General features: G+C 72.1%; 25 protein-coding genes. 10 read left to right on the plus strand and 15 right to left on the minus strand.

The window, feature by feature from the left end:
• The first annotated feature begins 48 nt into the window (after positions 1 to 48).
• A complete protein-coding gene (locus LCG91_RS07480; RefSeq protein WP_224442995.1) occupies positions 49 to 1,224 on the plus strand; it encodes a flagellar hook protein FlgE in 1,176 nt (391 codons plus the stop codon).
• A gap of 54 nt (positions 1,225 to 1,278) precedes the next feature.
• Here LCG91_RS07480 and LCG91_RS07485 read toward each other — a convergent pair whose 3' ends face one another.
• From LCG91_RS07485 to LCG91_RS07500, 4 genes are all read right to left on the minus strand, one after another.
• Positions 1,279 to 1,875 carry a DUF305 domain-containing protein gene (locus tag LCG91_RS07485; RefSeq protein WP_224442996.1) on the minus strand — a complete coding sequence of 199 codons (597 nt, stop codon included), beginning with the start codon at positions 1,873 to 1,875 and terminating at the stop codon, positions 1,279 to 1,281.
• A gap of 106 nt (positions 1,876 to 1,981) precedes the next feature.
• Positions 1,982 to 2,437, minus strand: coding sequence for a hypothetical protein (locus tag LCG91_RS07490; RefSeq protein WP_224442997.1), 456 nt, complete (start codon positions 2,435 to 2,437; stop codon positions 1,982 to 1,984).
• A 123-nt stretch (positions 2,438 to 2,560) separates the two neighbouring features.
• A complete protein-coding gene (locus LCG91_RS07495) occupies positions 2,561 to 2,743 on the minus strand; it encodes a hypothetical protein (RefSeq protein ID WP_224442998.1) in 183 nt (60 codons plus the stop codon).
• A 59-nt stretch (positions 2,744 to 2,802) separates the two neighbouring features.
• Positions 2,803 to 2,997: a hypothetical protein gene (locus LCG91_RS07500; RefSeq protein ID WP_224442999.1), complete on the minus strand. Its 195-nt coding sequence runs from the start codon at positions 2,995 to 2,997 to the stop codon at positions 2,803 to 2,805.
• Positions 2,998 to 3,022: 25 nt separating this feature from the next.
• On the opposite strand from LCG91_RS07500, the gene LCG91_RS07505 reads away from it, so the two are divergent.
• A complete protein-coding gene (locus LCG91_RS07505; protein WP_263480182.1) occupies positions 3,023 to 3,448 on the plus strand; it encodes a hypothetical protein in 426 nt (141 codons plus the stop codon).
• Here the strand turns inward: LCG91_RS07505 and LCG91_RS07510 are convergent.
• From LCG91_RS07510 to LCG91_RS07520, 3 genes are all read right to left on the minus strand, one after another.
• A complete protein-coding gene (locus tag LCG91_RS07510; protein ID WP_224443001.1) occupies positions 3,421 to 4,101 on the minus strand; it encodes a hypothetical protein in 681 nt (226 codons plus the stop codon). The genes LCG91_RS07505 and LCG91_RS07510 overlap by 28 nt on opposite strands.
• Positions 4,102 to 4,162: 61 nt before the next feature.
• Positions 4,163 to 4,456 (minus strand): hypothetical protein, encoded by a 294-nt coding sequence (locus tag LCG91_RS07515; protein WP_058729553.1) that lies wholly within the window; start codon positions 4,454 to 4,456, stop codon positions 4,163 to 4,165.
• A gap of 73 nt (positions 4,457 to 4,529) precedes the next feature.
• Entirely contained in the window at positions 4,530 to 4,718 is a 189-nt protein-coding gene (locus tag LCG91_RS07520) for a hypothetical protein (protein ID WP_224443002.1), read from the minus strand.
• 98 nt (positions 4,719 to 4,816) lie between these two features.
• Here LCG91_RS07520 and LCG91_RS07525 point away from each other — a divergent pair, with 98 nt between their 5' ends.
• Positions 4,817 to 5,149: a hypothetical protein gene (locus LCG91_RS07525; protein ID WP_224443003.1), complete on the plus strand. Its 333-nt coding sequence runs from the start codon at positions 4,817 to 4,819 to the stop codon at positions 5,147 to 5,149.
• 84 nt (positions 5,150 to 5,233) lie between these two features.
• Here LCG91_RS07525 and LCG91_RS07530 read toward each other — a convergent pair whose 3' ends face one another.
• On the minus strand, positions 5,234 to 6,463 hold the full coding sequence (locus LCG91_RS07530) for an MFS transporter (protein WP_224443004.1): 1,230 nt from the start codon (positions 6,461 to 6,463) through the stop codon (positions 5,234 to 5,236).
• A 305-nt stretch (positions 6,464 to 6,768) separates the two neighbouring features.
• On the opposite strand from LCG91_RS07530, the gene LCG91_RS07535 reads away from it, so the two are divergent.
• The 4 genes from LCG91_RS07535 (at position 6,769) to LCG91_RS07550 (ending at position 12,707) form a co-directional block, all read left to right on the plus strand.
• Positions 6,769 to 8,133 carry a glycosyltransferase gene (locus LCG91_RS07535; protein WP_224443005.1) on the plus strand — a complete coding sequence of 455 codons (1,365 nt, stop codon included), beginning with the start codon at positions 6,769 to 6,771 and terminating at the stop codon, positions 8,131 to 8,133.
• Positions 8,134 to 8,138: 5 nt separating this feature from the next.
• Positions 8,139 to 10,070, plus strand: a complete 1,932-nt coding sequence (locus LCG91_RS07540; RefSeq protein WP_224443006.1) for a right-handed parallel beta-helix repeat-containing protein — start codon at positions 8,139 to 8,141, stop codon at positions 10,068 to 10,070.
• A 3-nt stretch (positions 10,071 to 10,073) separates the two neighbouring features.
• Entirely contained in the window at positions 10,074 to 11,204 is a 1,131-nt protein-coding gene (locus LCG91_RS07545; protein WP_224443007.1) for a right-handed parallel beta-helix repeat-containing protein, read from the plus strand.
• Positions 11,205 to 11,276: 72 nt separating this feature from the next.
• Positions 11,277 to 12,707 (plus strand): UDP-glucose dehydrogenase family protein, encoded by a 1,431-nt coding sequence (locus LCG91_RS07550; protein ID WP_224443008.1) that lies wholly within the window; start codon positions 11,277 to 11,279, stop codon positions 12,705 to 12,707.
• Between the two features lie 114 nt (positions 12,708 to 12,821).
• On the opposite strand, the gene LCG91_RS07555 is transcribed toward LCG91_RS07550, so the two are convergent.
• The gene (locus tag LCG91_RS07555) at positions 12,822 to 13,571 is read right to left on the minus strand and encodes an inositol monophosphatase family protein (RefSeq protein WP_224443009.1); all 750 of its coding nucleotides are present in this window, start codon (positions 13,569 to 13,571) and stop codon (positions 12,822 to 12,824) included.
• Between the two features lie 160 nt (positions 13,572 to 13,731).
• On the opposite strand from LCG91_RS07555, the gene LCG91_RS07560 reads away from it, so the two are divergent.
• Entirely contained in the window at positions 13,732 to 14,301 is a 570-nt protein-coding gene (locus tag LCG91_RS07560; RefSeq protein ID WP_318010454.1) for a DUF6611 family protein, read from the plus strand.
• A 224-nt stretch (positions 14,302 to 14,525) separates the two neighbouring features.
• Here the strand turns inward: LCG91_RS07560 and LCG91_RS07565 are convergent, their stop codons facing one another.
• From LCG91_RS07565 to LCG91_RS07575, 3 genes are all read right to left on the minus strand, one after another.
• Entirely contained in the window at positions 14,526 to 15,458 is a 933-nt protein-coding gene (locus tag LCG91_RS07565) for an acetamidase/formamidase family protein (RefSeq protein ID WP_224443011.1), read from the minus strand.
• The gene (locus LCG91_RS07570; protein ID WP_224443012.1) at positions 15,455 to 16,897 is read right to left on the minus strand and encodes an APC family permease; all 1,443 of its coding nucleotides are present in this window, start codon (positions 16,895 to 16,897) and stop codon (positions 15,455 to 15,457) included. Before LCG91_RS07570 ends, LCG91_RS07565 begins: the two co-directional genes overlap by 4 nt.
• A 195-nt stretch (positions 16,898 to 17,092) precedes the next feature.
• Complete coding sequence (locus tag LCG91_RS07575) at positions 17,093 to 18,022, minus strand: proline iminopeptidase-family hydrolase (RefSeq protein WP_224443013.1); 930 nt, start codon at positions 18,020 to 18,022, stop codon at positions 17,093 to 17,095.
• Between the two features lie 84 nt (positions 18,023 to 18,106).
• Between LCG91_RS07575 and LCG91_RS07580 the strand changes: the two genes are divergently transcribed.
• Positions 18,107 to 18,838 carry a FadR/GntR family transcriptional regulator gene (locus LCG91_RS07580; RefSeq protein ID WP_224443014.1) on the plus strand — a complete coding sequence of 244 codons (732 nt, stop codon included), beginning with the start codon at positions 18,107 to 18,109 and terminating at the stop codon, positions 18,836 to 18,838.
• A 30-nt stretch (positions 18,839 to 18,868) separates the two neighbouring features.
• Here the strand turns inward: LCG91_RS07580 and LCG91_RS07585 are convergent, their stop codons facing one another.
• Positions 18,869 to 20,449 carry a Na+/H+ antiporter gene (locus LCG91_RS07585; RefSeq protein WP_224443015.1) on the minus strand — a complete coding sequence of 527 codons (1,581 nt, stop codon included), beginning with the start codon at positions 20,447 to 20,449 and terminating at the stop codon, positions 18,869 to 18,871.
• A 115-nt stretch (positions 20,450 to 20,564) separates the two neighbouring features.
• Between LCG91_RS07585 and LCG91_RS07590 the strand changes: the two genes are divergently transcribed.
• Positions 20,565 to 21,335: a hypothetical protein gene (locus LCG91_RS07590; protein WP_224443016.1), complete on the plus strand. Its 771-nt coding sequence runs from the start codon at positions 20,565 to 20,567 to the stop codon at positions 21,333 to 21,335.
• A 37-nt stretch (positions 21,336 to 21,372) separates the two neighbouring features.
• On the opposite strand, the gene LCG91_RS07595 is transcribed toward LCG91_RS07590, so the two are convergent.
• A complete protein-coding gene (locus LCG91_RS07595) occupies positions 21,373 to 22,029 on the minus strand; it encodes a DUF1345 domain-containing protein (RefSeq protein ID WP_224443017.1) in 657 nt (218 codons plus the stop codon).
• A 127-nt stretch (positions 22,030 to 22,156) separates the two neighbouring features.
• Entirely contained in the window at positions 22,157 to 23,278 is a 1,122-nt protein-coding gene (locus tag LCG91_RS07600) for a DUF475 domain-containing protein (RefSeq protein ID WP_224443018.1), read from the minus strand.
• Positions 23,279 to 23,360: the final 82 nt, after the last annotated feature.

The raw sequence follows: 23,360 nt of genomic DNA on the forward strand, positions 1-23,360 counted from the left end.
CCACTCCTCCCTCCCTCCTCCTGACCTCCTCCACCGAAAGGTCGCACCATGCTCCGCTCGCTCTACTCCGGCATCTCCGGTCTCCGTTCGCACCAGCAGATGCTCGACGTCACCGGCAACAACATCGCCAACGTCAACACCGTCGGCTTCAAGTCGTCGACCACCGTCTTCCAGGACACCCTGTCGCAGATGACCCAGGGCGCCGGGGGACCGCAGACCGGCATCGGCGGGACGAACCCCGCGCAGATCGGCCTCGGCGTGCAGGTCGCAGGCGTCTCCACCAACTTCGCCCAGGGCTCCGCGCAGGCCACCGGCAAGGCCACCGACCTGATGATCTCCGGCGACGGGTTCTTCGTGACCCGGCTCGGCAACGACACCGTCTACTCGCGCGCCGGCGCGTTCGACTTCGACGCGAACGGGCGCCTCGTCACCGCCGACGGCAAGATCGTGCAGGGCTACTCGGCGACCAACGGCGTCGTGAACGACGGCGGCGGCCTCAGCGACATCACGCTGCCGATCGACGCGGCCGCCCCGGCGACGGCGACGAGCTCGGCGACGGTCTCCGGCAACCTGCCGTCCGACACCGCGGTCGGCGAGACGCTCAACCGCGACGCCACCGTCTACGACCAGTACGGCACGAAGCACACCCTGTCCCTCGGGTACACGCGCACCGCCGCCGGCTGGTCGGTCGCCGCCTCGAACGGCCAGGGGACCTCGGCCACCGGCACGATCACCTTCGGCGCCGACGGCAAGATCACCAGCGGTCAGACGCTGCAGGTCGGCGGCATCGCGGTCGACATGACGCAGCTGTCCGGCTTCGCGTCGCTCAACACGGCGTCGATCTCGTCGCAGAACGGCCACGAGGCGGGCTCCCTGCAGGGCTACTCGATCTCGAAGGACGGCACCGTCGTCGGCTCGTTCTCGAACGGGTCCTCGCTGGCGATCGGCCGCATCGCGCTGGCGACCTTCGCGAACCCGGCGGGTCTCGAGAAGACCGGGGCGTCGGGCTACCGCGCCACCGCGAACTCCGGCAACGCGAACGTGGGCGTGCCCGGATCCGCCGGCGTGGGATCGCTGGCGTCCGGCACGCTCGAGATGTCGAACGTGGACCTGTCGCAGGAGTTCACGAACCTGATCGTGGCGCAGCGTGGCTTCCAGGCGAACGCGCGCATCATCACGACCTCGGACGAGGTGCTGCAGGAGCTGACGAACCTGAAGCGGTAGGGGAGCGGTCGTGGGACGCGGCGGTGCAGGAACGACGCCGCGTCCCAGGTCGGTTCACATCGACGCGAGCACGTCCTGCATCCGGGTGATCTGCTCGCTCTGGCTCTGCACGATCGACTTCGCGAGCGCCACCGCGTCATCGTTCTCGCCTTCGTCGATCTCGGTCTCTGCCATGCCGATGGCACCCTCGTGGTGTTGGATCATCTGCTCGAGGTAGAGCTTCCCGGCATCCTCCGCGGACGCCTGGTCGAGGTCCTCCAGGTCGGCGTCGGACATCATCCCCGTCATCGAGTGGCCCGTCCCGGCGTGCTCCGACCCGGTCGGTCCACCCCAATTCTGCAGCCAGGTGGTGAGCTGGTGGATCTCCGGGGACTGCTCGGACGTGATCTGCTCCGCGAGGTCAGCGACGTCGGGGTCGACGCCAGAGCCCTTGGCGAGGAGTACTTCGCTCATCTCGACGGCCTGCTCGTGGTGGGGCAGCATCATCTGCGCGAACACCACGTCCTGGTCGTTGTGGGCCGAGGACGCCGACGCCGACGCCGACGCCGAGCCGATGTCGGAGCCGTTGGTGCTCGTGGAGCAGCCGGCGAGGGTGAGGCCGAGGGTCAGTGCGGCAGCGATCGCGAGGGTACGCGTGGTGGTGGTGTGCATGATCTTCCGTTCCCGTGGATGCGTGAGGTGTTCCGGGCAGGCGGATGCCTCCCGGATCCGGGCATGCGGGAGCCACCCTCCGGGGGTGGGTCCCGCAGGGGGCGGATCAGATGCGGATGATCTGCAACGCCGTCAGTGACGGCGGTCTCGGTGCCGCGGTGCGGCGCGGTAGCCGGTCGGTCAGCGCGAGCAGCCGCGCGAGCAGGGCGAGGATGCCGCCGGTCCGTGCGCGCAGCAGCGCCCATGCGAACAGCACGATCGTCAGCGCGCACGCCATCCCCATCAGCGAGCACACGAGCGCGCACGGGCCGCCGTCACAGCCCGCTTCGGTGAGGACGGTCATCACCGCGGCGACCGGGGCCACGTGGTCGGCGTGGCTGGCGGGCTCGATGTGGCCGTGCTCCGCGGTGGTCGCGGGAGCAGCCATCGGGTGCTCGTGGCCGGCGGTGTGTCCGGCCGTCGTGTGCATCAGGACCGTGAAGCCGACCAGCAGCAGCAACGCCAGCGTCGCCGTGGCCTGCAACAGCAGCCGATGACGTGGGGAGGCGGTGGTGGTGAGCATCGGTCCTCCGAGCGATCGGGTCGGACGAGGGCTTCCATGGTGCGGTACTCCGCAGCGTCGCGGCAAGACCGGCTGCGGATCTGCACCGGATCAGCCCCGATCACCCCGGTCGGGAACACGCGGTCAGTGCTGGTGCACGTGGGCAGCGGGGGGTGACGGTGAACGCGCCGCCGTGAGGTCCACGTCGAGTGTGAGGGTGCGATCGAGCGTGAACCCGAGACCGGAGCACCACAGCACCAACGCATCGTCGAGATCGGCCACGGTGAGGCCGGAGTGGTCGACGTCGAGGACGAGCGGTGATGCCATGACTCCAGTATCGGGCGCTGACACGCTCCGCCGCGGGATCCGTCGCGACGACCGGCCCGTCACCCTGCGCCGGCACGGGAGATGACCCGGTCGAGCCACTCCTCGAGGAGGACGCGTTCGCCGCCGCTCAGTTGTCCGAGCTCGCTCGTCACGGCTCGGAACGCCACGGCCGCGGCGAGGGGGCCGGACTGCGCCGTGACGGGCTCGTCCGTCAGGATCTGCGCGAACAGGCCGTGGAGCACTGCGTCGGTCAACCCGCGATCGCGTTCTGCGGGCGGTGTGGCGAGGATCGTCGTGACGACCCCGACGCCCGCCGACTGGATGAGCATCTCCGACGCGGCCGCGTTCCGCCGACAGGTCGTCGTCGAGCTGCGGTCCGCCTCGGCCAGGTACCCGGAGGACCCGGTCATCGCGGCGCTCGTCGACGAACTCCGGCAGGGCAGCGAGCACTTCGCGCGCCTCTGGGAACGGCGGGACGTCCAGCCGGTCTCGGTGCTGACGAAGACGTTCACCCACCCGACGGTCGGCGCGATCACGGTCGACTGCGACGACCTGCACCTCGCCGAACAGGACCAGACCCTCGTCCTGTACTCCGCACCGGCCGGGTCGGAGTCCGCTGATGCCCTGCAGTTCCTCGACGCGATCGCTGCCACGCACGACGACCCGGTACGGGGACGTCAGCGCCGTCGTGGTTCGGGGTGGTAGTAGACGGTCACCGTGAGGTCGTCCTCGCCGGCGGTCACGCTGCTCGCGAAGGTCAGGTCCTGGACCGACACGTCGCCCAGGTCGTCGATGCTCTGCGCCACCCGGCGCAACAGCGCCGCGACGTCGCCCTGCCCCGTGCCCGCGGGGTTGCTCCGCGAGAAGTGGTTGATCGTCCAGGTCGCGATCGTCGCATCACGGACCGACTCGGCGTCCGGCGCGACGGAGGCCGGCTCGCCTGCGCTCGGCTCGTCAACGGGACCCGGCTCGTCAACGGGACCCGGCTCGTCGACCGGGCCGGGCTCGTCGGTCGGCGGCCCGTCGGGTCGGCCCTTCGGGGACGGAGGTGTCTCCACGTCCTGCTGCCGCTCGCCGCCGGTGTCGAAGAAGGTGTCGAGGTAGGCCTCGTCATCGAGCTCCGAGTCGCGCATCAGTGAGAACACCTCGGCGCCGTCACCGGGATCATCGGCGATCTCGTAGGACTGCGCGAGCCCGAGGTACGGCGCACCCAGCATCTCCGCGTACTCTTCGGCCTTCTCGATGGCCGCTTCGGCGCTCGGCGCGAGGACCGTCACGATCCGCTCCTCGTAGGTGCCCTCGCCGTGGCGGAACACACACCGGACGCCGAACCACCGGTCCGCGTTGGTCTCCTGCATGCACTGAGCGTAGGCCCCGCAGCGCCCGGGCCCCGGCCCGACCTGGACGACCAGACCGCCGCTACAGGCCCCGGCGGTGGTTCGTCTCCCAGTACTCGAGGACGACGTCGTCCAGCTGCGCGAGTTCGCGGTCGACGAGCAGGACCAGCCGGCGCCCCCGACGCTCGTGGGACCGGGCGGACGACTCCGTCGGCCAACCCGACTCGACGTCGTAGTGCTCGTCGAAGTTCCGGGCCCAGTCACGGACCTCCGCCGCGAGCCGAGGCGAGAGCGCCGGTGTTCCCTCGGGACACGGCCCGTCGTCGTCCCACAGGGGCCAGCCCACGCCGTACTCGTTCATCAGCCGGTAGTGCACGACCAGAGCATCCCACGGGAGGGCTCCGGACAGGTCGGCGGCGTCGTCCCGCTCGTCAGCGCCGGCGGCGCGATCAGCCCGCGTGGCCCCCGCCGTGACCGCCGAGGTCCGGCGGAGCCGTCTGGCTGCCCTGCATCGTCGGCGCCGACCCGTCGGTGACCCCTCGGCCGTGCTTGCTCGAGAACCACGCGAAGAACTGCCCGATCCAGTAGACGACGAACAGCGCCGTGCCCCCGATGGCGATCCACACTTCGGCAGTCATGGGTGCACGATAGCTGATCTCCCCTCGACTCGGCGCTGGCGAACGGCGCGACCGAGATCGGACCACCGCGCTCGTCGCATCGGCAGTAGCCTCGGGACGTGCACCCGGTCGCCGGTCCCTCGCCCTCCACGGACACCCGCATCGGTGTGGCGCTGGCGCTCCTCGTGGGGTCCGCGCTGAGCTTCGCCGTCCTCTGGGCCGTGCTCTGGCTCCCGGTGCTGCTGACCGACTCGCAGGGCAGCCTGTTCCTGTACCCGCTGGTGGTGCTGCTCGCCATCGCGCCCTACGGGGCCACCTGGGTGGCCCTCGCGCTCGCCGAGCGCGCCCGCGGAGCACGCGCAGACGGCCGCGGATCCGCGGTCCCCGCCCTCTGCGCGGTCCTGCTCGTCCTGGCCCCGGTCCTGCTCTGGTTCGGTCCCGTCGCGTCCTGACGCCGACGGTGCCCGGTCCGACCGGGACGGACGGGAGGCGCGTGGCGGGCCGGCACCGTGCCTCCCGTCCGGACCCGTGTCACGTCAGGAGCCGGTCGACGGCCCTGCCACGTCGGCGTCGGTCCCCGTGGTGACCGGGGCACCGGCGGCGTCCGAGCGCAGCGCCCGCCAACCCGTGGCACCCACCGCGGCGGTCGCGACCGCCGCGACGGCGATGGCCGCGGGCAGGCCCCACGCCGTCGCCACGGCGCCGACGAGCAGCGGCCCACCGGCGTCGCCGACCTCACGCCCGAGTTCCGCGTTGCCCATCGTCCGGCCCATCCGGTCGTCGGGGGTGGACGCGGCCAGGTGCGCGAACGCGAGCGGCGTGACCGTGCCGAGCATGCCGCCGACCGCCGCGGCCGCGACGAACAGCGTGATCGGGCCGGGCAGGGCTGCGAGGACCGCGAGTCCGGCGGCAGCGAGCAGCAGTCCACCCGTACACCCGGCTCGGATGTGGAGGCGACCCTGGTCGCGCAGCCGCCCGGTGAGCGGTTGCAGCACGGTGGAGACGAGGGCGACCACGGCGATGGCGACCGCGCCGACGAGGGCGGGCAGGTCGAGCCGGACCGCCACGAGCGGGAGGAACCCGACCACGACCCCGAGCACGCCGGTCGTCGTCGCGAGCAGGAGCGTCGGGACGAGGAACGACCGGTCCGTGGTCTGCCGGACCAGGTCGGCGAGCGTCGTGCGTCGCCGCGCGTGCACGGGCAGGACCGGCATCGCGACCGCGACCCACGCGGCTGCGACGACCGCCAGGACCGTCAGCGCCACGTACAGCGCGCGCAGGCCGATGCCCTCGACGAGCACGATGCCGAGCACCGGGCCGAGCACGTAGCCGAGGCTCTTCCACGCGCCGTAGCGGCCGAAGTACCGGCCGAGCCGCTGGCGTCCGGCCAGCCGTGCGACCGCGGCGGACGACGCGGGGGAGAACGCCGACGCGGCGGCCCCCTGGCCGAGCCGAGCCAGCGCGAGGACCAGGACCGAGGGGACGGCGACCGCGAGCAGCGAGGCGACCGCGAAGCCTGCCAGGCCGCCGACGATCACGGGCTTGGGGCCGATGCGGTCGCTGAGCGCGCCGAAGAGCGGCTTGAGCACGACCTCGGCGACGTCGTAGAGGGCGAGCACGGCGCCGAGGGTGACGAGCGACAGCCCGAGGTCGTCGGTCTCGGCGCCGAGCACGCTCGCGACACCGTGGGCGCCGAAGGCCGTGGTGAAGCCGGCGAGGTACAGCGGGGCGAGGCCGCGGGCGGGCGGCTGGAGCGCAGTCGTCACCGCACCAGTGTGGCGGAACACCGTGCTACGGATTCGCGCAAACCCGCATTGCGGTCTCCTGTGCTTGTGGTGCGACACACCCGAGAGTACGTTCAGGCCAACGCTCAGCGTCGGAGGCGGGACAACGCTCCCCGGACCGGCCTGGCGGTTCGCAGCGACGGGGGGATCCGGCGCTGTCCCGACCCTCTCTGCACCGCTGACCCAGGCCTCTCTCCGCGTCACCCTACGCGGTGCGTCGTCGTGCGGTGCTGCCGAGTGTCGTGTTCCGTACCCGAAACCGAACACCGCACGAAGGACCCGACCTCATGCACCCGCTCGTCCTCTTCGCGTCGCAGACCTCGACCCAGGTCGTGCTCGACAACCTCGCCGCCTTCGGCCACGAAGCGCTCAAGTACTTCCCGATCGGCATCGCCGGCATCATCGTCTGGGCGCTCTGGCTCTACCGGGTCGTGCTCTCGGCACGGGCCCGTCCGGTCGAGAACGGCTTCCGCACGACGACCTCGGTCGTGGTGCCGTCCTTCCACGAGGACCCCGACATCCTGCTCCGCTGCCTGGACTCCTGGCGGGAGCAGCACCCGGACGAGATCATCATCGTGCTCGACGTCGCGGACACCGAGGCGTACCGCCGGATCGTGGCGGTGGGCGACCCCACCGTCAAGCCGGTGCTCTTCCACCACGTCGGCAAGCGCAGCGCGCTCGGCGAGGGCATCCGTCGCGCGAAGTACGACGTCCTGGTCCTCGTCGACTCGGACACCTCGTGGGAGCCCGGTCTCCTCGAGGCGGTGCAGATGCCATTCGTCGACGAGCGCGTCGGCGGCGTCGGCACGCAGCAGAACGTGTACCAGCGGAACTCCAGCATCTGGCGCATCATCGCGGACTGGCTGGTCAACCTGCGGTACTTCAACTACGTCCCCGCGATGGGTGCCGCCGGCGCCGTGCCGATCCTCTCCGGGCGCACCGCCGCGTACCGCCGCTCCGCCGTCCTGCCGGTGCTCGACAACCTCGAGAACGAGTTCTTCCTCGGCCGCCGGTGCATCGCGGGTGACGACGGTCGCCTGACGTGGCTCGTCATCGCGTCCGGCTACAAGACCGTGCACCAGTCGTCCGCGAAGGCGCTGTCGATGTTCCCCGCGAGCGGCAAGGCGTTCTTCAAGCAGCGCATCCGCTGGAGTCGCAACTCGTACCGCACGTACCTGACCGCGATCGCGAAGGGGTGGGTGTGGCGGGTGCCGTTCGTGACCAAGATCACCGTCCTGCAGATCATCCTGACCCCGGTCACCATGGGCATCACGATGTGGTACCTGCTCTTCAGCCGCCTGGAGCTCAGCACGGTCGGGGTGCTCTTCACCCTCGGCTGGCTGCTCTTCGGCCGCGCGGTCCGCGGCGTCTCGAACCTCAAGCGGCACCCGCTGGACCTGTTCGTGCTCCCGCTGCTCGCCCTCGTGGTGATCGCGGTCGCCCTGCCGATCAAGGTGTACTCGTTCGTCACGATGAACAAGCAGGGGTGGCTGACCCGGCACGCCGACCAGGTCGGTGGTGACGGGCAGCAGGCGCGGACGCTCCAGCCGGAGCCCGTCGTCGAGACCCGTCGTCCGACGCCCGGTGTCGTCGTCCAGCCCGGTGCGGTCGCGGCCTCCGCTGCTGCCGACGACCAGGCGGTGGCAGCATGAACCGCGTGCGCGCCACGATCCTGCGCGGTGCGACCGCGCTGGCGATCGGCGCGGGACTCGTCCTGGCCGGCGCGGCCGCTGCGCCCGCCGCGAGTGCGTCGACCGGCAGATCCGGCTCGACGGCCGCGGCGGCCGGCGGGGCCACCCCGGTCGGGCGTCCCTACGAGGGGGACCCGGACAAGGAGGCGCGGCTCGTCTCCGCGGAGGACGACCGGATCTACAACGTGCGGGCACTCGCCTCGGCGGCTCGCTGGAGCGGGCTCGCGGTCTCCCAGCCGTACCGCCTCGCGACCGGGTCGTCGTACACGCTGGTGCTCGTGGCGCGCGGCGCCCCGTACACGATCGACGACCTCACGGAGCTCGCGCCGTCCACCTTCGTGAAGCAGCCGGACGGCTCGTGGCTCCTCAGCGAGAACATCGTCGTCGAGAACGGCGCGACCCTCCGGCTCGCGAGCCCGGACGGCCTCCGCATCCACCTGAAGAGCAACCACGACGGCTTCGTCTCGATCGTGACGCAGGCCGGTGGCCTGCAGGTCGTCGGGTCGGCGAAGTCCCCCGTCGCGATCGACGCGTGGGACCCGCAGGCCGGCGCCGTCGACACGCAGACGTCCGACGGGCGGGCGTACGTGCGGGTCCAGGGCGGCACCGCGACGCTGAAGTACGCGTCGTTCTCGCACCTCGGGTTCTGGAGCGGCACGACCGGGGGCGTCTCGCTGACCGGCACCGACCTCACCACGCTCGACCAGGCGTCCGGCGACCAGCAGGGCAAGACGAAGCGGACCACCCAGGACGTCTTCGGCAACGCGATCCTGCCGACCGGGGCGCTGCCGAGCACCGGCGGCAGCTCGGCCAGTGCCGGCGCCTACAGCTACGTCTCGGCGCTCGTCCAGCACGTCACGTTCGACGGCAACGCCTACGGGCTGTTCCTGACGAGTGCGGACGGCGTGACGATGTCGAACGCCACCGTCGAGCACTCCCTGATCGACGGTCTGGTGCTGCACCGCTACGTGACGAACTCGACCTTCACGTCGGTGCAGTCCACCGACAACGCCATGGACGGCGTGAAGATGACCCGTGCGTCCACGGGCATCGTGTTCAGCCAGGTGAAGGCCACGGACAACGGGCGGAACGGCATCACCCTGAACGGCAGCGGCCTCGCCGACGGCCCGAACTCCGCAGGCATGCCGACCACCACGTACGGCAACAACGCCCTCACCGACAGCACGAGCGCCGACAACGGCCGCTACGGCGTCGAGGTGATCGGTGGGAAGAACGTCCGGATCAGCGGATCGACCGCCACCGGCAACCAGATGGGCATCGTCGTCCGGCACGACGCCGACGACGTGGTCATCCGGAACAACGTGGTCAAGGACTCGACGCAGAACGGCATCGCCGTGGTCGACGGTCCGAGCGCGACCGAGGTCTCCGAGAACTCGATCAGCGGTGCCGACATCGGCGTGTACCTGCGCGGCGCCACCGCGTCGTCCGTGACGAACAACACCGTGACCGACGCGCGGATGCACGGCGTCACGACGGTCGGTGCCGCCGACGGCACGCAGATCGAGAACAACACCGTCCGCGGGTCGGGGCCGAGCGCCATCGACCTGGCCCGGTCCGACGGGGCCGCACAGCAGGGCAACACGACGGTGGAGTGGCACTCGACCAAGCCATTCCTGGTCACCCTGCGCGCGATCTTCCAGCCGCTGACCGTGCTCTGGACCGTGCTCCTGCTCGTCGTGCTCATCGCGGCGATCGGCGGGATCCGTCGGCGCCGTTCGGCCGGTCGACGCGAGCACCCGTACGCCAAGCTCGCGCCGTTGTCGAGCTTCACCCGCGGCGCGGTCGACCCGGTGTCGCTCGGTCTGCCCCCGGCGCCGACGGCCCGCGGCTCGCACGCCGCCGACCCGGGCGGCGCGACGCCGCAGACGGCGAGCTGACCGATGACGACACCCCTGCGGAGGTTCCGGTCCCACCTGGTCGTGGGTGCCGTCGGTCTGGTCGTCGGCGCGGTCGTGGTCGGCGGGGTCTGGGTCGCGGCGAGCACGCCGGATGCGCCCCGTGCTGCCGACTCGCCCCGCCCGTCGGAGCGGACCACCGCCCCGACGCCGTCGCCCACCCGGTCGGCGCCGTCGACGGCCCCGACCACGGCGCCGGACGCCGAGCGGGCGGACCTGTCCTGCTCGGCCGATGCGACGACGACGGTCTCGACGGCGAAGGCGCTCGAGGCGGCGCTGTCGAAGGCGACCGCCGGCCAGGTGATCGCGATGGCACCGGGAACGTACACGGGCAACTTCACCGGCAGCGCCGCGGGGACCTCCGCGCAGCCGATCACCCTGTGCGGCCCGACCGGCGCCGTCCTCGACGGAGGCAGCACCGACAAGGGCTACGTCCTGCACCTCGACGGGGCGTCACACTGGCGGCTCGCCGGGTTCACGGTGCAGAACGGGCAGAAGGGCGTCATGTTCGACGACGTCCAGCACACGACCGTCGACGGGATCACCGTGCAGGACATCGGCGACGAGGGCATCCACCTCCGCGCCGGCAGCAGCGACAACACGGTGAGCGGAAGCTCGGTCACGAAGACCGGACTCCGGAAGCCGCAGTTCGGCGAGGGCATCTACGTCGGGTCCTCGAAGAGCAACTGGTGCAAGGTCTCGGACTGCCAGGAGGACCGGAGCGACCGCAACGTCGTCACCGGGAACACGATCTCCGACACCGCCGCCGAGAACGTCGACATCAAGGAGGGCACCACCGGCGGCACGCTGTCGGACAACTCCTTCGACGGTGTCGGCATGCAGGGCGAGGACCACGCCGACTCCTGGGTCGACGTGAAGGGCAACGGCTGGACGATCACCGGCAACCGGGGCGTCCGATCGCCGCTCGACGGGTTCCAGACCCACGAGCTGCTCTCCGGCTGGGGCACCGACAACACCTTCACCGACAACCGCGTCGACCTCGGCAACACCGACGGCGTCGCGTTCGCCTTCCGCCCCGTCGAGGGCAACACCGTCTCCTGCGACAACACCGTGGTCGGCTCGAACGAGTTCAGCACCACGAGCTGCACCGACTGACGCACGACGGTCCCCGCGGTCCGTCCGCACCGTCCACACCCATCCCTTCGCGACCCGAGAGCGAGCCTTCCCATGTCTGCTTCCGTCACCCCGATCCCGGCCACCGGGATGCCACCCGTCGTCGACCACCCCCGCCTGACCGTCATCGGCACCGGGTACCTCGGCGCCACGCACGCCGTCTCGATGGCCGTCCTCGGCTACGAGGTCCTCGGCGTCGACGTCGATCCCGCGAAGGTCGAGGCCCTGGTGGCCGGCCGGGTGCCCTTCCACGAACCCGGCCTGCCCGAGCAGCTCGCCGAGGCCCTCGCCTCCGGTCGGCTCCGGTTCACCTCGTCGCTGCGCGAGGCCGCCGAGTTCGGCGACGTCCACTTCGTCTGCGTGGGGACGCCCCAGCAGCGGGGGTCGCACGCCGCCGACCTCACCTACGTCGACTCGGCCTTCCGCGAGCTCGCGTCGCACATCGACCGGCGTGCGCTCGTCGTGGGGAAGTCGACCGTGCCGGTCGGCACCGCCGAGCGACTCGCCGCGCTCGTCGCGGAGGTCGCGCCGGCCGGCGCCGACGTCGAGGTCGCATGGAACCCGGAGTTCCTCCGCGAGGGCTACGCGGTGCAGGACACGCTGCACCCCGACCGGCTGGTGTTCGGCGTGCGGTCGGCGTGGGCGGAGGCACAGCTGCGGGCGGCGTTCCGACCGATCCTCGACGAGGGGACCCCGCTCGTCGTGGCCGACCTGCCCACGGCGGAGCTCGTCAAGGTCGCCGCCAACTCGTTCCTGGCGACGAAGATCTCCTTCATCAACGCGATGGCCGAGGTCTGCGAGGCGGCCGGGGCGGACGTCAGTGTCCTGGCGAGCGCCCTGTCCCACGACACCCGCATCGGCGGCCGGTTCCTCAAGCCGGGTCTCGGCTTCGGCGGCGGGTGCCTGCCGAAGGACATCCGCGCGTTCTCCGCCCGGGCGCAGGAGCTCGGTGTCGGCCAGGCGGTCCGGTTCCTCGACGAGGTGGACGCGATCAACCTGCGGCGCCGGCAGCGGACCGTCGACCTGGTCACGGAGATGGCCGGCGGATCGGTGGCGGGCAAGCGGATCGCGGCGCTCGGTGCCGCGTTCAAGCCGAACTCCGACGACATCCGCGACGCGCCGGCCCTCGACGTCGCCCGGATGCTCGACGAGGCGGGCGCCGTCGTCACCGTGTACGACCCCGAGGCGATGGCGAACGCCGCCCGCGCGTACCCGACGCTGCGGTACGCGGAGTCGCTCACCGCGGCCGTCATCGACGCGGACGTGGTCGTGCTCCTGACCGAGTGGGCGCAGTTCCGGACGGTGGACCCGCGCGACCTCGGTACCCTCGTGCACCACCGACGCATCGTCGACGGTCGGCACGCGCTCGACGCGGACGCCTACCGCGCGGCGGGCTGGGAACTCCGAGCGCTGGGACGCCCCACGGCGTCGGGCACCGTGGAGATCGCCGTCGACGACCAGGACCGCCTGCCGGCCACCGCCTGACGGCAGGACGTCTCGGTGGGGGTACCGCCGAGGACGCGTCCGGTGCACGACGAGGTGTACCGGACGGTGTGGAGGGGCGACTTCGGGCAGTGCCGCCCCTCCACACGAGGCGCATCAGCCGCCGAGCAGCTCGCCCGCCTGTCGCACCGCGGTCGGAGCACCCGCGAGGTGCCAGTCGTGCCCGTGTGCCCGGACGACGGTCGCGACACCGCCGGCCCCCTCGACGAGCGCGCGCCCCGGGAGCCAGTCCCAGTCGGCGCAGTCCGTCTGCACCCAGAGCCCGATCCGCCCGGCGGCGACGTCCACCATGTCGCACGACCCCGACCCGCTGATCCGGACCGTCGCGGCGGCGGCCAGGAGCGCTGTCATCGGCCCCGTCTCGGCAGCGCGTAGGTGGGAGCTGTTCAGGAACGTCGCCACGCTCGTCGCGGCGAGTGCCACGTCCGGCAGCGGCGGCACGTCCTCGCCGTTGCAGGTGGTCGTGCCGTCGGACGCCACCCAGGTCTCGTCGACGGTCGGTCGGCACACGGCACCGACCCGGAGCACGCCGTCGACCTCGAGCGACACGGCGCTGCACCACGCGGGGAGTCCGGCGACGTAGTTGTAGGTCCCGTCGACCGGGTCGACGGTCCAGCGGCGTCCGTCGGTGCCCTCGGCGCGGGCGCCCTCCTCGCCGAGCACCCCGTCGTCCGGACGGTGCTCGAGCAGCAGTCGGCGGACGAGGTCCTCGGCCGCGCGGTCCGCGGCGGTGACGAGGTCGGCGGCCGAGGTCTTCCGCTCCGCGTCGGTCCCGTCCCGTCGCATGTCTGCTGCGAGCCGAGCGGCGTCGGTCACGAGGGCGGCGGCGAGGGTGTGGTCGTCCATCCCGCCACGCTAGTGGGCGACGGGCGACGGGCGACGGGCGACGGGCAGCGCGCGGCCGCCTCCGCAGCATCGTCAGGACGGCGCACGGGATGTGCTCCGTGCCGTCAGGACACCGTCAGGACCGGCCCACCCTCGCCCGGTCGGTCCCAGTGTGGACGACGTGGACACGTACCGAGACCGACACCCGCATCCCCTCCGCCGCACCGGCTGGCACCCCTGGGGACGGTGCTCCGTGCAGCCCGTCACCCGGGCGCTGTGGAGCGGCCGGACGCTCGAGGTGCACGCTCCGGGCACCACCACCGGTGAGCTCCTGCTGCTCCGGGCGCTCCAGGTCTGGGGCGCTGCCGGCGCTCTCGTGGCGGTCGCCCTCGTCGTGGCACTGCACCGCGTGCCCGTGGTCGGGGTCGTCGTCGCGGTCCTGGTGTACGTGGTCGGCTTCGTCCTGCTCGGCCGGGCGACCCGGCGGGTCCGCCCCGGTGTCCGGACCCTGACGGTCACGGTGTTCCACGGCAACGGTCGGCCGGAGGTGCACGGTGACGACCGGCTCCTCGAGGCCTCGCTCGACCTGCTCTGCCTGGTCGAGGACGCGGTCCGGCGCGGGCAGGTGTCCCGCGTCGAGTACGAACAGGTCTGGGGGCAGGTCTGGCAGTCGATGCCCGAGCCGGCGGTGCGTCCCGCCGCTCGGTCGCGGTCCAACGAGGTCGCGCCGCGCCGTCGGTCGCACCGATGAGCGGAACGCTGAGCGGACCGTGGTGCCGGCCATGCGACCTCCGGCACCGTCCCCCGGACGGGAGGCACGCGGCGGCCCCACCACGCGCCTCCCGTCCGACGTCGTCGTCCGGAACCGTCCGCACAACCGGAAGCAGCTCGCGCCACGGAGGTCCGTGGCGCGAGCTGCCCCGCGTTCTGCGGCAGCACGCCGCGCCGTGCCGCGCGCCGCCCGTCCGGCGGCCGCTACAGGACCGCCTTCGGCACCCGGTGCAGCGTCACCGCGCCGACGGCCGCGAACGGGTGCAGCGGGTCGGGGTCGCCCGACCCGGTGGGGCCACCGAGCTTCGAGTCGCCCACCGCACTGAGCACGGCGTAGGCGTCCTCGGCGGTGAAGCCGTGATCCTCGACCAGGAAGGCGAACGCGTCCTCGTACCCGCGCCGCACGCTCTCCTGCACGGGGTCGCCGAGCCCGACGAAGAGCCACTCGTCGTCGGTCTCGATGCGCGGCGCACGGAGCGGTCGGCCGCCCCGCACCAGGTCGACGGACACGATCGCGGTGCCCTGCGCCTCGATGGCGACGAACGACGACTCGCCCTCCGCCATGATCGCGTGGACGTCCCCGATCGACAGCAGGGCACCGGGGACCCGCACGGGCAGGTACACGGTCGAGCCGGGCCGGGCCTCGGTGACGTCCATGTTCCCGCCCTCCGCGGTTGCGGGCATGATCGTCGAGTTCGTGCCCTCGGCCGGTGCGACGCCGATGCAGCCGATCATCGGCCGGACCGGGAACGCGTGCCGGTCGGTGACGTGCACCACGCCGTCCTCGATCGGGCAGCGGCGGGCGAACACCCCCTCGGGCATCACGTGCTGGAGCGCCCCGGACCCGGGCAGCGACACCGACCAGCCGTGGGTCGTCAGCTCGATGTCGTGGATGTGCACCGCCAGGGTGTCGCCGGGTTCGGCGCCCTCGATCCAGACCGGTCCGGTCACGGGGTTGATCGGTGCCTGCAGCTGCGCGAGGTCGTGGTGCTCGTCGAGCTCGGCGTAGACGGCGTCGGTGGTCTCGAAGCCGATCGTCTCGCCGGTGCCCGGGGTGATGCGGAGCACGGGGTCCCGGTCGGCGGAGAACCCCGGGCGACCGAGGGTGTTCGGCAGGAAGTGGTCGGGCGTGGTCATCGGCGGTCCTCCGCGGTGGTGGTGGCGGGGCCGACGGACCCCTCGCCCAGTGTGCTCGGTTCTTCCGACCCGACCTCTGTCGAGCGGCCGGTCCGGCGGTAGTAGAGGAACACCGCGGCGCCGACGACGAGCCAGATGATCCCGCCGACCTTCGCCTCGACGGCGGCGTTGAGCAGCACGTAGCCGATGATCAGGAAGCCGACGAGCGGCACGACCAGGTGCAGCAGCCAGTTGCGGGACCTCCCCTTCACCACGTGGTGCACGAACACCGACACGTGCAGGAGCATGAAGCCGAACAGGGCGCCGAAGTTCACGAGCGACGAGATCGTGTCGATCTGGCCGACGAAGAACAGCACGAGGATCGCGGAGAGCACCGAGACGACGATGATCGCGTTCTGCGGGACCTGCCGACCGTTGAGCTTGTGGAGGAAGGCCGGCAGCTGCCGGTCGCGGCTCATCGAGAAGAGCAGGCGGCTCGTCGCTGCCTGAGCTGCCATCGCGTTGGCGATGCCGACCGCGAGGACGTTCACGGCGAAGAACGCGGTGGCCCACCCGCTCGACGAGGCCTGCTCGACGATCGAGAAGAAGGCGTTGCCGACCTCGTCGTCCGCGAACGCGTCACGTCCGGCCGCCAGCGCTGAGGCGAGCCAGGTCTGCAGGACGAACAGGAACGCGACGATGACGAGTGCGAGGACCATCGCCGTACCGGCACCGCCGCGGCGGCCGGTCGACTCCTCGGACAGGGTGGAGATGCCGTCGAACCCGAGGAAGCTCAGCACGGCGATCGACAGCGCCGAGGCGATGAGCGGCGCGGACACCTTCGACGGGTCCCACACCTGGTCGGTGCTGAACGATGCGCCGGGGACGGTCCCGCCGGTCAGCGCGACGATCGCGATGACGACGAAGATCGCCACGAACACGAGCTCGATGAGCAGGAAGACCCGGTTCGCGAGCTTCAGCGACGAGACACCGAGCAGGTTGATGACCGTGTTGATCGCGACGAAGACGAGCGCCCACAGCCAGCGGGGCGTGCCGGGGAAGATGCCGACCATGCTCTCGGCCGCGAACACGTAGAGCAGCGTCGGGACGAGCAGGTAGTCGAGCAGGATCGCCCAGCCCGCGAAGAAGCCGGCGGTCGGGTGGATGCCGCGTCCGACGTACGAGAACACACTGCCGGCGAGGGGGATCGACTTCGCCATCTGCGCGTACGCGAGCGCGGTGAAGATCATCGCGACGAGGCCGACCAGGTAGACGAGCGGCACCATGCCGCTCGACGCGTTGTAGACGGTGCCGAAGATCGCCCACGGGGCGATCGGCACCATGAAGACGAGCCCGTAGACGAGCAGGTCGGTGGTGGACACGGAGCGCTTGAGCTCCTGCTTGTAGCCGTAGGCCTCGAGCTGCTGCTGCGCGGAGAGCTCGCTGTGCTGCTGCGACATGTCGGTTCCGTTCGGAGAGACGGTGCGTGGGAAAGAGGGGAGGGACGGCCGGGAGGCGCGTGGCGGGGTGGGCGCGCTCGTCGGGTCCGGTGGGGTGTCGGCCGGGAGGTGCGTGGCGGGGTGGGTGCGCGCCTCCCGTCGGACGGGTGGTCGGCCTGGTGGGCCGGTGCGACCGGCTGTCGGCCGGTCCGGGGGTCAGTCGGTGGGCTGGTCGCCCGGCGCGGCGTCGTCGTGGTCGGCGAGGAACGCTGCGACCACGCGGCGGAACTCCTCGGGCTGCTCCAGGTGCGAGCAGTGGCTCGCCCCGGGGAAGACGTGCTGGCGGACGTCGGCGATGCGCTCGACGAAGGGCTGCCAGGTGGCCGGTGTCGCCTCGTCGTGCTCACCGGCGACGACGAGGGTCGGGACGGCCACGCGGTCGAGCCGGTCGATCACGGTCCAGTCGCGCATCGTGCCGATGACGTGGAACTCGTTCGGCCCGTTCATCGTGTGGTAGACCGTCGGCTCCTGCTCCATCTGGGTCTCGGAGTCGACGAAGTCGGCGGGCATCGGGACGACGCGGCACACGTGGCGCTCGTAGAACACCTGTGTGGCCGCGAGGTACTCGGGGTCGTCGACGGTGCCGGCCTGCTCGTGGCGGGTGAGGGCGTCCTGCACGTCGTCGGGGAGCTGCGCGCGGAGCTCGGCGGCGCCGTCGACCCAGAGCTGCATCGACGCGGGGGAGTTGCAGATCGCGAGCGACCGCAGGTGCTCCGGCTGCGTGACGGCGATCTCGGACCCGAGCATGCCGCCCCAGGACTGCCCCAGGACGTGGTGGTCGTCCAGGCCGAGGTGCGCGACGAGGGCGGCGTACTCGTCCACGAAGAGCTGCGGGGTCCAGTACCCACTGGGAGCGTCGGGGCGGTGGGAGCTCCGACCGCACCCGAACTGGTCGTGGTGCACGACGGTGCGACCGGTCTCGTCGGCGAGGGCCGCGAGGTTCCGGAGGTAGTCGTGGGCCATGCCGGGGCCGCCGTGCAGGACCACGAGCGGGAGCGCCCCGGTGATCGGGGCGTCGGGTTCGGTGACGCGGTACCAGGTCTCGCCGTCCTGGAACGGCATCGTGCCTTCGGTGATGCGGGACATGACGCACAGCATGGACCGAGCAAAGGTCCCCTGCAATACCTTTTCTCGTCCTTTAACGTGGACGAAACGCAAGGAGGGGGCGGAGTGCCAGATCGCGCGACGGAGACCCGGGTCGACGAGGTCGAGGACCGGCTCGTCACGGCCGTTGCCGTGGGCGAGTACCTGCCCGCGTCGCGGCTGCCGCCCGAGCGGGAGCTCGCCGTGCTCCTCGGGGTCGGACGCGTCACGGTGCGCGCGGCCCTCGCACGACTGGTCGACCGCGGGCTGCTCGAGACCCGTCGGGGTCGTGGCGGCGGGACCTTCGTGCGCTCGCAGTGGCCGGACTCGTCCTCCGACGCCGTCGGCCGGACGCTCCTCGCGCGCTGGGCCGGCATCCGCGACACCACCGACGCGATCGCCCTGCTGCACGGCGCACTCGCGACCGCGGCAGCGGAGCGGATCACCGAGGACGAGCGCGCGACGCTGCGCACGCGGCTCGAGGACTTCCGAGCCGCGGCGTCCGGGCTCGAGAAGCAGCAGGCGGACGCGGTGCTCCACCGCGCGATCATCGACGCCGCCCGCAACCCCGTGCTGGCCGCGGCGCTCGCCGACCTCGAGTCGCAGGTGTCCATCGCGGCGCCCGCGCACCTCTGGGGGACCGCCGAGGGCATGGCCGAGATGGAGGAACGCGCGCTCCGCGAGCACGAGGGGCTCGTCGACGCCGTTTGTGACGGCCGTGCGGTCGACGCCGGCGTGCTCGCGCGGCGTCACGTCGGCATCGACCTCGAACTCCTGGAGCGGGCGATGCTCCGAGCGGGTCAGGTCCCGACCACCTGACCGCTGACCGAGCGCGACCACGTGGCGGGCTCAGGGCGGCGTCGAGCCCTCCAGTCGTGCCTCCTCGGCGTCGTAGCCGGCCCGGACCTGCCGGAGCACCACGTCGTCGATCTCGTCGTCGTCCCGGAGCCGCAGCAAGGTGGCGGCCTTGTGCCGCACCAGGGCGAGCTCGAGGGCGACCGTCGCGTCGTGGCGCTGCAGCGTCGGGTGGTCCCCGTCGTCCTCCTCGCGCGCCTGGATGACGTCGAGGTGCGCCTCGAGGTCCCGCCGCACGCGGTCGATGGTCGCTCGGTCGGCGCCGGCCTTCCGGGCCAGCCGGGGGAGTGCGTCGAGGGCCTCCTCGACGGCGGTGCGCTCGGCGTAGCGGCGTTCCTCCCCGACGGACTCGTCCTCGGGGAGCGCTGCGCGCCGCAGGACGGCGGGCAGCACGAGCGCCTGACCGACGATGGTGACGACGACCACGCCGGCGGTCACGAACACGATGAGGTCGCGGTCCGGGAAGGTCCCACCTGACTCGAGCGTGCGCGGGACGGCGACGGCCATCGCCAGGGAGACGGCGCCGCGGAACCCGGCGAAGCCGCTCACGAGTCGGTCGCGGCGGCCCTCGCGGGGCGCGCCGCCGAAGCGTCGGGTGACGAGCCAGACCGTCCCGCCGATCGTGCCCTCGAAGGCGAAGCGGACGAGGACGAGCACCACGGACACCGCCAGGACGAGACCGATCCCCGTCCAGAGCTCACGGGCTTCCAGAGCGCGGGCAGCGACCATCGCCTCGATCCCGACGAGCACGAACAGCGCGCCGTTCAGCAGGTAGGTCAGGAAGGACCAGAACGCGCGGACCTGCTGGCGGGTCTCCGCCCGGTCGAGCTTCGGCGCGACCTGACTGACGACGATGCCCGCGGCGACGACGGCGAGCACCCCGGACGCACCGATCGCCTCGGCGCCGAGGAAGGCCGCGAACGGGACGAGCAGCGTGACGAGGTTCTCGAGGACGACCGTGTCGACCCGCCGCAGCACGAGGGAGCCGAGCCAGGCGGCGAGGAGCCCGGCCGCGACCCCGCCGACGTACGACAGGACGAGCATGCCGGACACGCTCCAGAAGGTGAGCTCCTGGGTGCCGACGGTGACGGCGACCGCGATGCCGTAGACGACCAGGGTCGTGCCGTCGTTGACCAGGCTCTCCGCACGGAGCACGGTGACGTTGCGGCGGGGCAGCATCCTCGTGAGCACACCGACGGCGGTGGCGTCGGTCGGGGCGACCGCTGCACCGAGCACCCACGCCGGCCCCCACGGCATCCCGAGCAGGTGCAGGAGCGTGGCGACGACACCGGCGGTCACGACCACGAGCACCGTGCCCATGAGGACGATCCCGCGCAGGTTCTTCCGGATCTCGCGGAGCGAGGTGGTCAGGCTCTCCCAGTAGAGCAGCGCGGGGAGGAACAGCAGCAGGACGGCGTCCGCCGGTAGCTCGACCCGGCCGAACGTGGGGACGAAGGCGAGCAGCGCGCCGATGACGAGCAGGAGCACGGGCGGTGCGATCCTGATCCGGTCGGCGACCGCAGCCGTCACGGCGATGGCGAGCCCGAGGGCCACCACCAGTTCTGGACCGAGCACGTGTCTCCTCAAGGGTTCGTCCGACGCGTCAGTCAACGCCGGACGGGCTGCGCGCCCTTCCCGATCGGTCCGACGAGCGCGGCCGAGAGCGGTCGGAGGGGCTAGCCTCCTGCGTGTGGGGGATCGGACCGGGGTCGATGTGCTGCGGAGAACGGTGGGGCCGAGGGCTCGTCGTCGGCTGACCGTCGCGCTGGTCGTCACTGCTGCCGTCGTGCTGCTGTCGGGCTGTGTCGGGCAGCCACCCGGCACCGCAGGCGACGTCGTCGGGTCTCCGGACCCGGGTCGCGCCGACGTGCAGCACGACGGGCCCGAGCCGACCGCGATGCACCTCGAGGACGGCGTCGAGGTCTGGGACCTCACCGGCACACCGAGCGTCGAGACGTTCGGCGTCGACACCGACGGCGGGTCACCGGTCCGGAACGCGGTCGCTGCCTTCAGTTCCACCGACGATCGACCAGCTCGCTTCCTCCTGCCGGGGGACCAGGTCGTCGACCTGCCGGTCGACGAGGTGATCGTGACCGTCGACGACTTCCCGGACGGGCTGACGGACTCCACCGGGCAGGTCATCACACCACCCGGTCGGTCGTTCGTCCTGCAGGTCGAGGGACCGTCGACGTCCGGTGCGGCCGCAGGGGTCGAGGCGTACCGACACGCACTCGGAGCGGCAGCCCTGCCGACGAGCGCCGCGGACGAGTTGCAGGAGAAGGTGGACTCGGTCCCCTCGATCGATGAGACGGAGACGAGCGGGCGGCTGGGAGCGAGCACCGACGTACCGGTGCCGGACGGGATGTCCGCGGCGCTGAGCTCGCGGTTCCGTCCGTCGGACACGACGCCGACGTTCCGGATGCAGTTCTTCGTGTCGTGGGCGCCGGTGCCCATCCCGTGAGGCGCGCAGCGGCGACGGCTGGACCGTGAGCCTGCGCTCAGCTGCCGAGTCCGGCGACCAGGTTGATCACGCTCGCGATCACCACCGTGCCGAAGAAGAACGACAGGAGCGCGTGCCGCAGGGTCGTCGCCCGGATCGTGCTCGCCGTGATCGTCGTGTCCGACACCTGGTAGGTCATGCCGACCGTGATGGCGAAGTACGCGAAGTCCGTGTACCGCGGAGGCTCCTGCTGGTTGAAGTCCACGCCACCGGGCGTCCCGCTGTAGTAGAGCTCGGCGTACCGCAGCGTGAAGAGCGTCTGCACGAGCAGCCAGGACAGCAGGACGCTCACGACACCGAGCGCGGCCGCCAGGTCCTGCGCCGTCCCGTGCAGCCCCCGCGCGGTGCTCAGCACGACGAGGATCGCGACGACGCTCGCCGCGGACGCGCCGACGAGCAACAGGTCGGACGCCGTCCGCTGCGGGTCCTCGCGAGCAGCCCACCGGGCCGTGCGGTCCGCGTCGGCACGGAGCAGCGGGAACGCCGTCACGACGTACACGGCACAGGCCGCGGCCCAGCCGACGGAGGCCGCCCAGCGAGGGCCCACGGTCAGGGCGGTGACGGCGGCGACGACCAGCCCCACCGAGACCATCGACACGAGCCGGTGACGGTAGCGAGGCGACCGGCCGACGCGCGGATCCAGGGGTGTGCTCATGCCGCTCAGCATGCTGACCGGAACCGTCAGGGCGCCCCGGACACCGGGAACCGGCGCTGAGCGTGCACCCAGGGCATCGACGAGAGCGGCGCTGCTCCGACGACCGTCGCCGTCCGAGCGGTGTCGGTCAGCCGACCACCGTCCGCCGCCGCAGCCGCCGAGCCCACGCCCGCCACGGCAGCGAGGTCGCCAGGGCGAGCCCGATCACGACGGTGCCGAACCACGCGACGACCGCCCCCGGCACGGGGACGAGCAGGCTGGTCCAGAGCAGCACGGCGAGGACGCCGAGGACGTACGCGGCCCCGGCCTTCAGGTACCGGAGGCGCTTGAGCGTCGCCGCCTGGTCAAGTCGGGACGTCGTGCGGGCGAGGAACACCGCGCCGACGGCGATCGCCGCGACCGCGAGTGCGGCCTGCTCGAGGGCACCGAGCCCGTCGGCGCCGAGCACACCAGAGCCGGACAGGCTGTACACGCCGTCGAGGATCTCGAACAGCATGAAGACCACGAGCCCACGCTCGAACACGACCGTCGAGGCGTACACGTGGATCCGCCACGACCCGCGTGTCCCGACCGCTCCGGTCGCCGTGCCGTCGACACCCCGGAGCGCCCGGCGCGCGATGCGCTTCGACGCCAGGTACGCCGCGACGCCGGACACACCACCGAGGGCGACGGGCAGCACCGTGCCGGGCGCCCAGGCATCCTGCTGCCCGACGAGGACGGTGGTCACGAGCACGCCGGTCGCCGCGGTGACCACCGACCAGACGCGCGGCCGGGCGACGCGGGCGAGTCGCGCCTCCAGGCCGCCCAGCCAGGACCGTCGTGTCAGACGGTCGGTGTTGAACAGGTACTCGGCGAACACCAGCCAGATGAAGGCCGCGCCGAACGCGGCCAGCGCGGGCCGGACCTCGGCGAGGTGCGCGGAGAAGGACCCGGGGGCGAACACCGCCTCGTCGACGGCGGTCGCGGGGTCCGTCGCCCCGCCGACGGCGACGGCCGCCGGCGGTAGGAGCAGGCGCATGGCGAGGACCCCGGCGACGATGCCGAGGGACAGGAAGAGCCGCCGGGCGGGGGAGTGCAGACGACCGGCGATGCCGGCCATCGGCACCGACGAGTCGGCGGCCATCGCGATCTCGAGGACGGCGAGCGCAGCGAACGCCAGGGCGGCTGCGGGGCCGAACGCGATCCACGCGACAGCAGCGGCAGCCGCGGTGAGGAGGAGCGGGACGGTCAGGAGCGATCTCGTGGCCATGTCCCCATGCAGCACCGGTCGCCTGGACCGCGCGTCCGTCCCGTCTGGCAGACGCCCAGGAGGCACCGGTGCGTTCGTCGGG

This window comes from Curtobacterium sp. TXMA1 (assembly GCF_020162095.1).
Classification (GTDB): domain Bacteria; phylum Actinomycetota; class Actinomycetes; order Actinomycetales; family Microbacteriaceae; genus Curtobacterium.

What these genes read in the sequence shown, in the direction of transcription:
- LCG91_RS07480 (WP_224442995.1), top strand. Translation starts at nt 49, where the DNA reads ATGCTCCGCTCGCTCTACTCCGGCATCTCCGGTCTCCGTTCGCACCAG.
- LCG91_RS07485 (WP_224442996.1), bottom strand. Translation starts at nt 1,875, where the DNA reads ATGCACACCACCACCACGCGTACCCTCGCGATCGCTGCCGCACTGACC.
- LCG91_RS07490 (WP_224442997.1), bottom strand. Translation starts at nt 2,437, where the DNA reads ATGCTCACCACCACCGCCTCCCCACGTCATCGGCTGCTGTTGCAGGCC.
- LCG91_RS07495 (WP_224442998.1), bottom strand. Translation starts at nt 2,743, where the DNA reads ATGGCATCACCGCTCGTCCTCGACGTCGACCACTCCGGCCTCACCGTG.
- LCG91_RS07510 (WP_224443001.1), bottom strand. Translation starts at nt 4,101, where the DNA reads ATGCAGGAGACCAACGCGGACCGGTGGTTCGGCGTCCGGTGTGTGTTC.
- LCG91_RS07520 (WP_224443002.1), bottom strand. Translation starts at nt 4,718, where the DNA reads ATGACTGCCGAAGTGTGGATCGCCATCGGGGGCACGGCGCTGTTCGTC.
- LCG91_RS07535 (WP_224443005.1), top strand. Translation starts at nt 6,769, where the DNA reads ATGCACCCGCTCGTCCTCTTCGCGTCGCAGACCTCGACCCAGGTCGTG.
- LCG91_RS07545 (WP_224443007.1), top strand. Translation starts at nt 10,074, where the DNA reads ATGACGACACCCCTGCGGAGGTTCCGGTCCCACCTGGTCGTGGGTGCC.
- LCG91_RS07550 (WP_224443008.1), top strand. Translation starts at nt 11,277, where the DNA reads ATGTCTGCTTCCGTCACCCCGATCCCGGCCACCGGGATGCCACCCGTC.
- LCG91_RS07555 (WP_224443009.1), bottom strand. Translation starts at nt 13,571, where the DNA reads ATGGACGACCACACCCTCGCCGCCGCCCTCGTGACCGACGCCGCTCGG.
- LCG91_RS07565 (WP_224443011.1), bottom strand. Translation starts at nt 15,458, where the DNA reads ATGACCACGCCCGACCACTTCCTGCCGAACACCCTCGGTCGCCCGGGG.
- LCG91_RS07570 (WP_224443012.1), bottom strand. Translation starts at nt 16,897, where the DNA reads ATGTCGCAGCAGCACAGCGAGCTCTCCGCGCAGCAGCAGCTCGAGGCC.
- LCG91_RS07575 (WP_224443013.1), bottom strand. Translation starts at nt 18,022, where the DNA reads ATGTCCCGCATCACCGAAGGCACGATGCCGTTCCAGGACGGCGAGACC.
- LCG91_RS07595 (WP_224443017.1), bottom strand. Translation starts at nt 22,029, where the DNA reads ATGAGCACACCCCTGGATCCGCGCGTCGGCCGGTCGCCTCGCTACCGT.
- LCG91_RS07600 (WP_224443018.1), bottom strand. Translation starts at nt 23,278, where the DNA reads ATGGCCACGAGATCGCTCCTGACCGTCCCGCTCCTCCTCACCGCGGCT.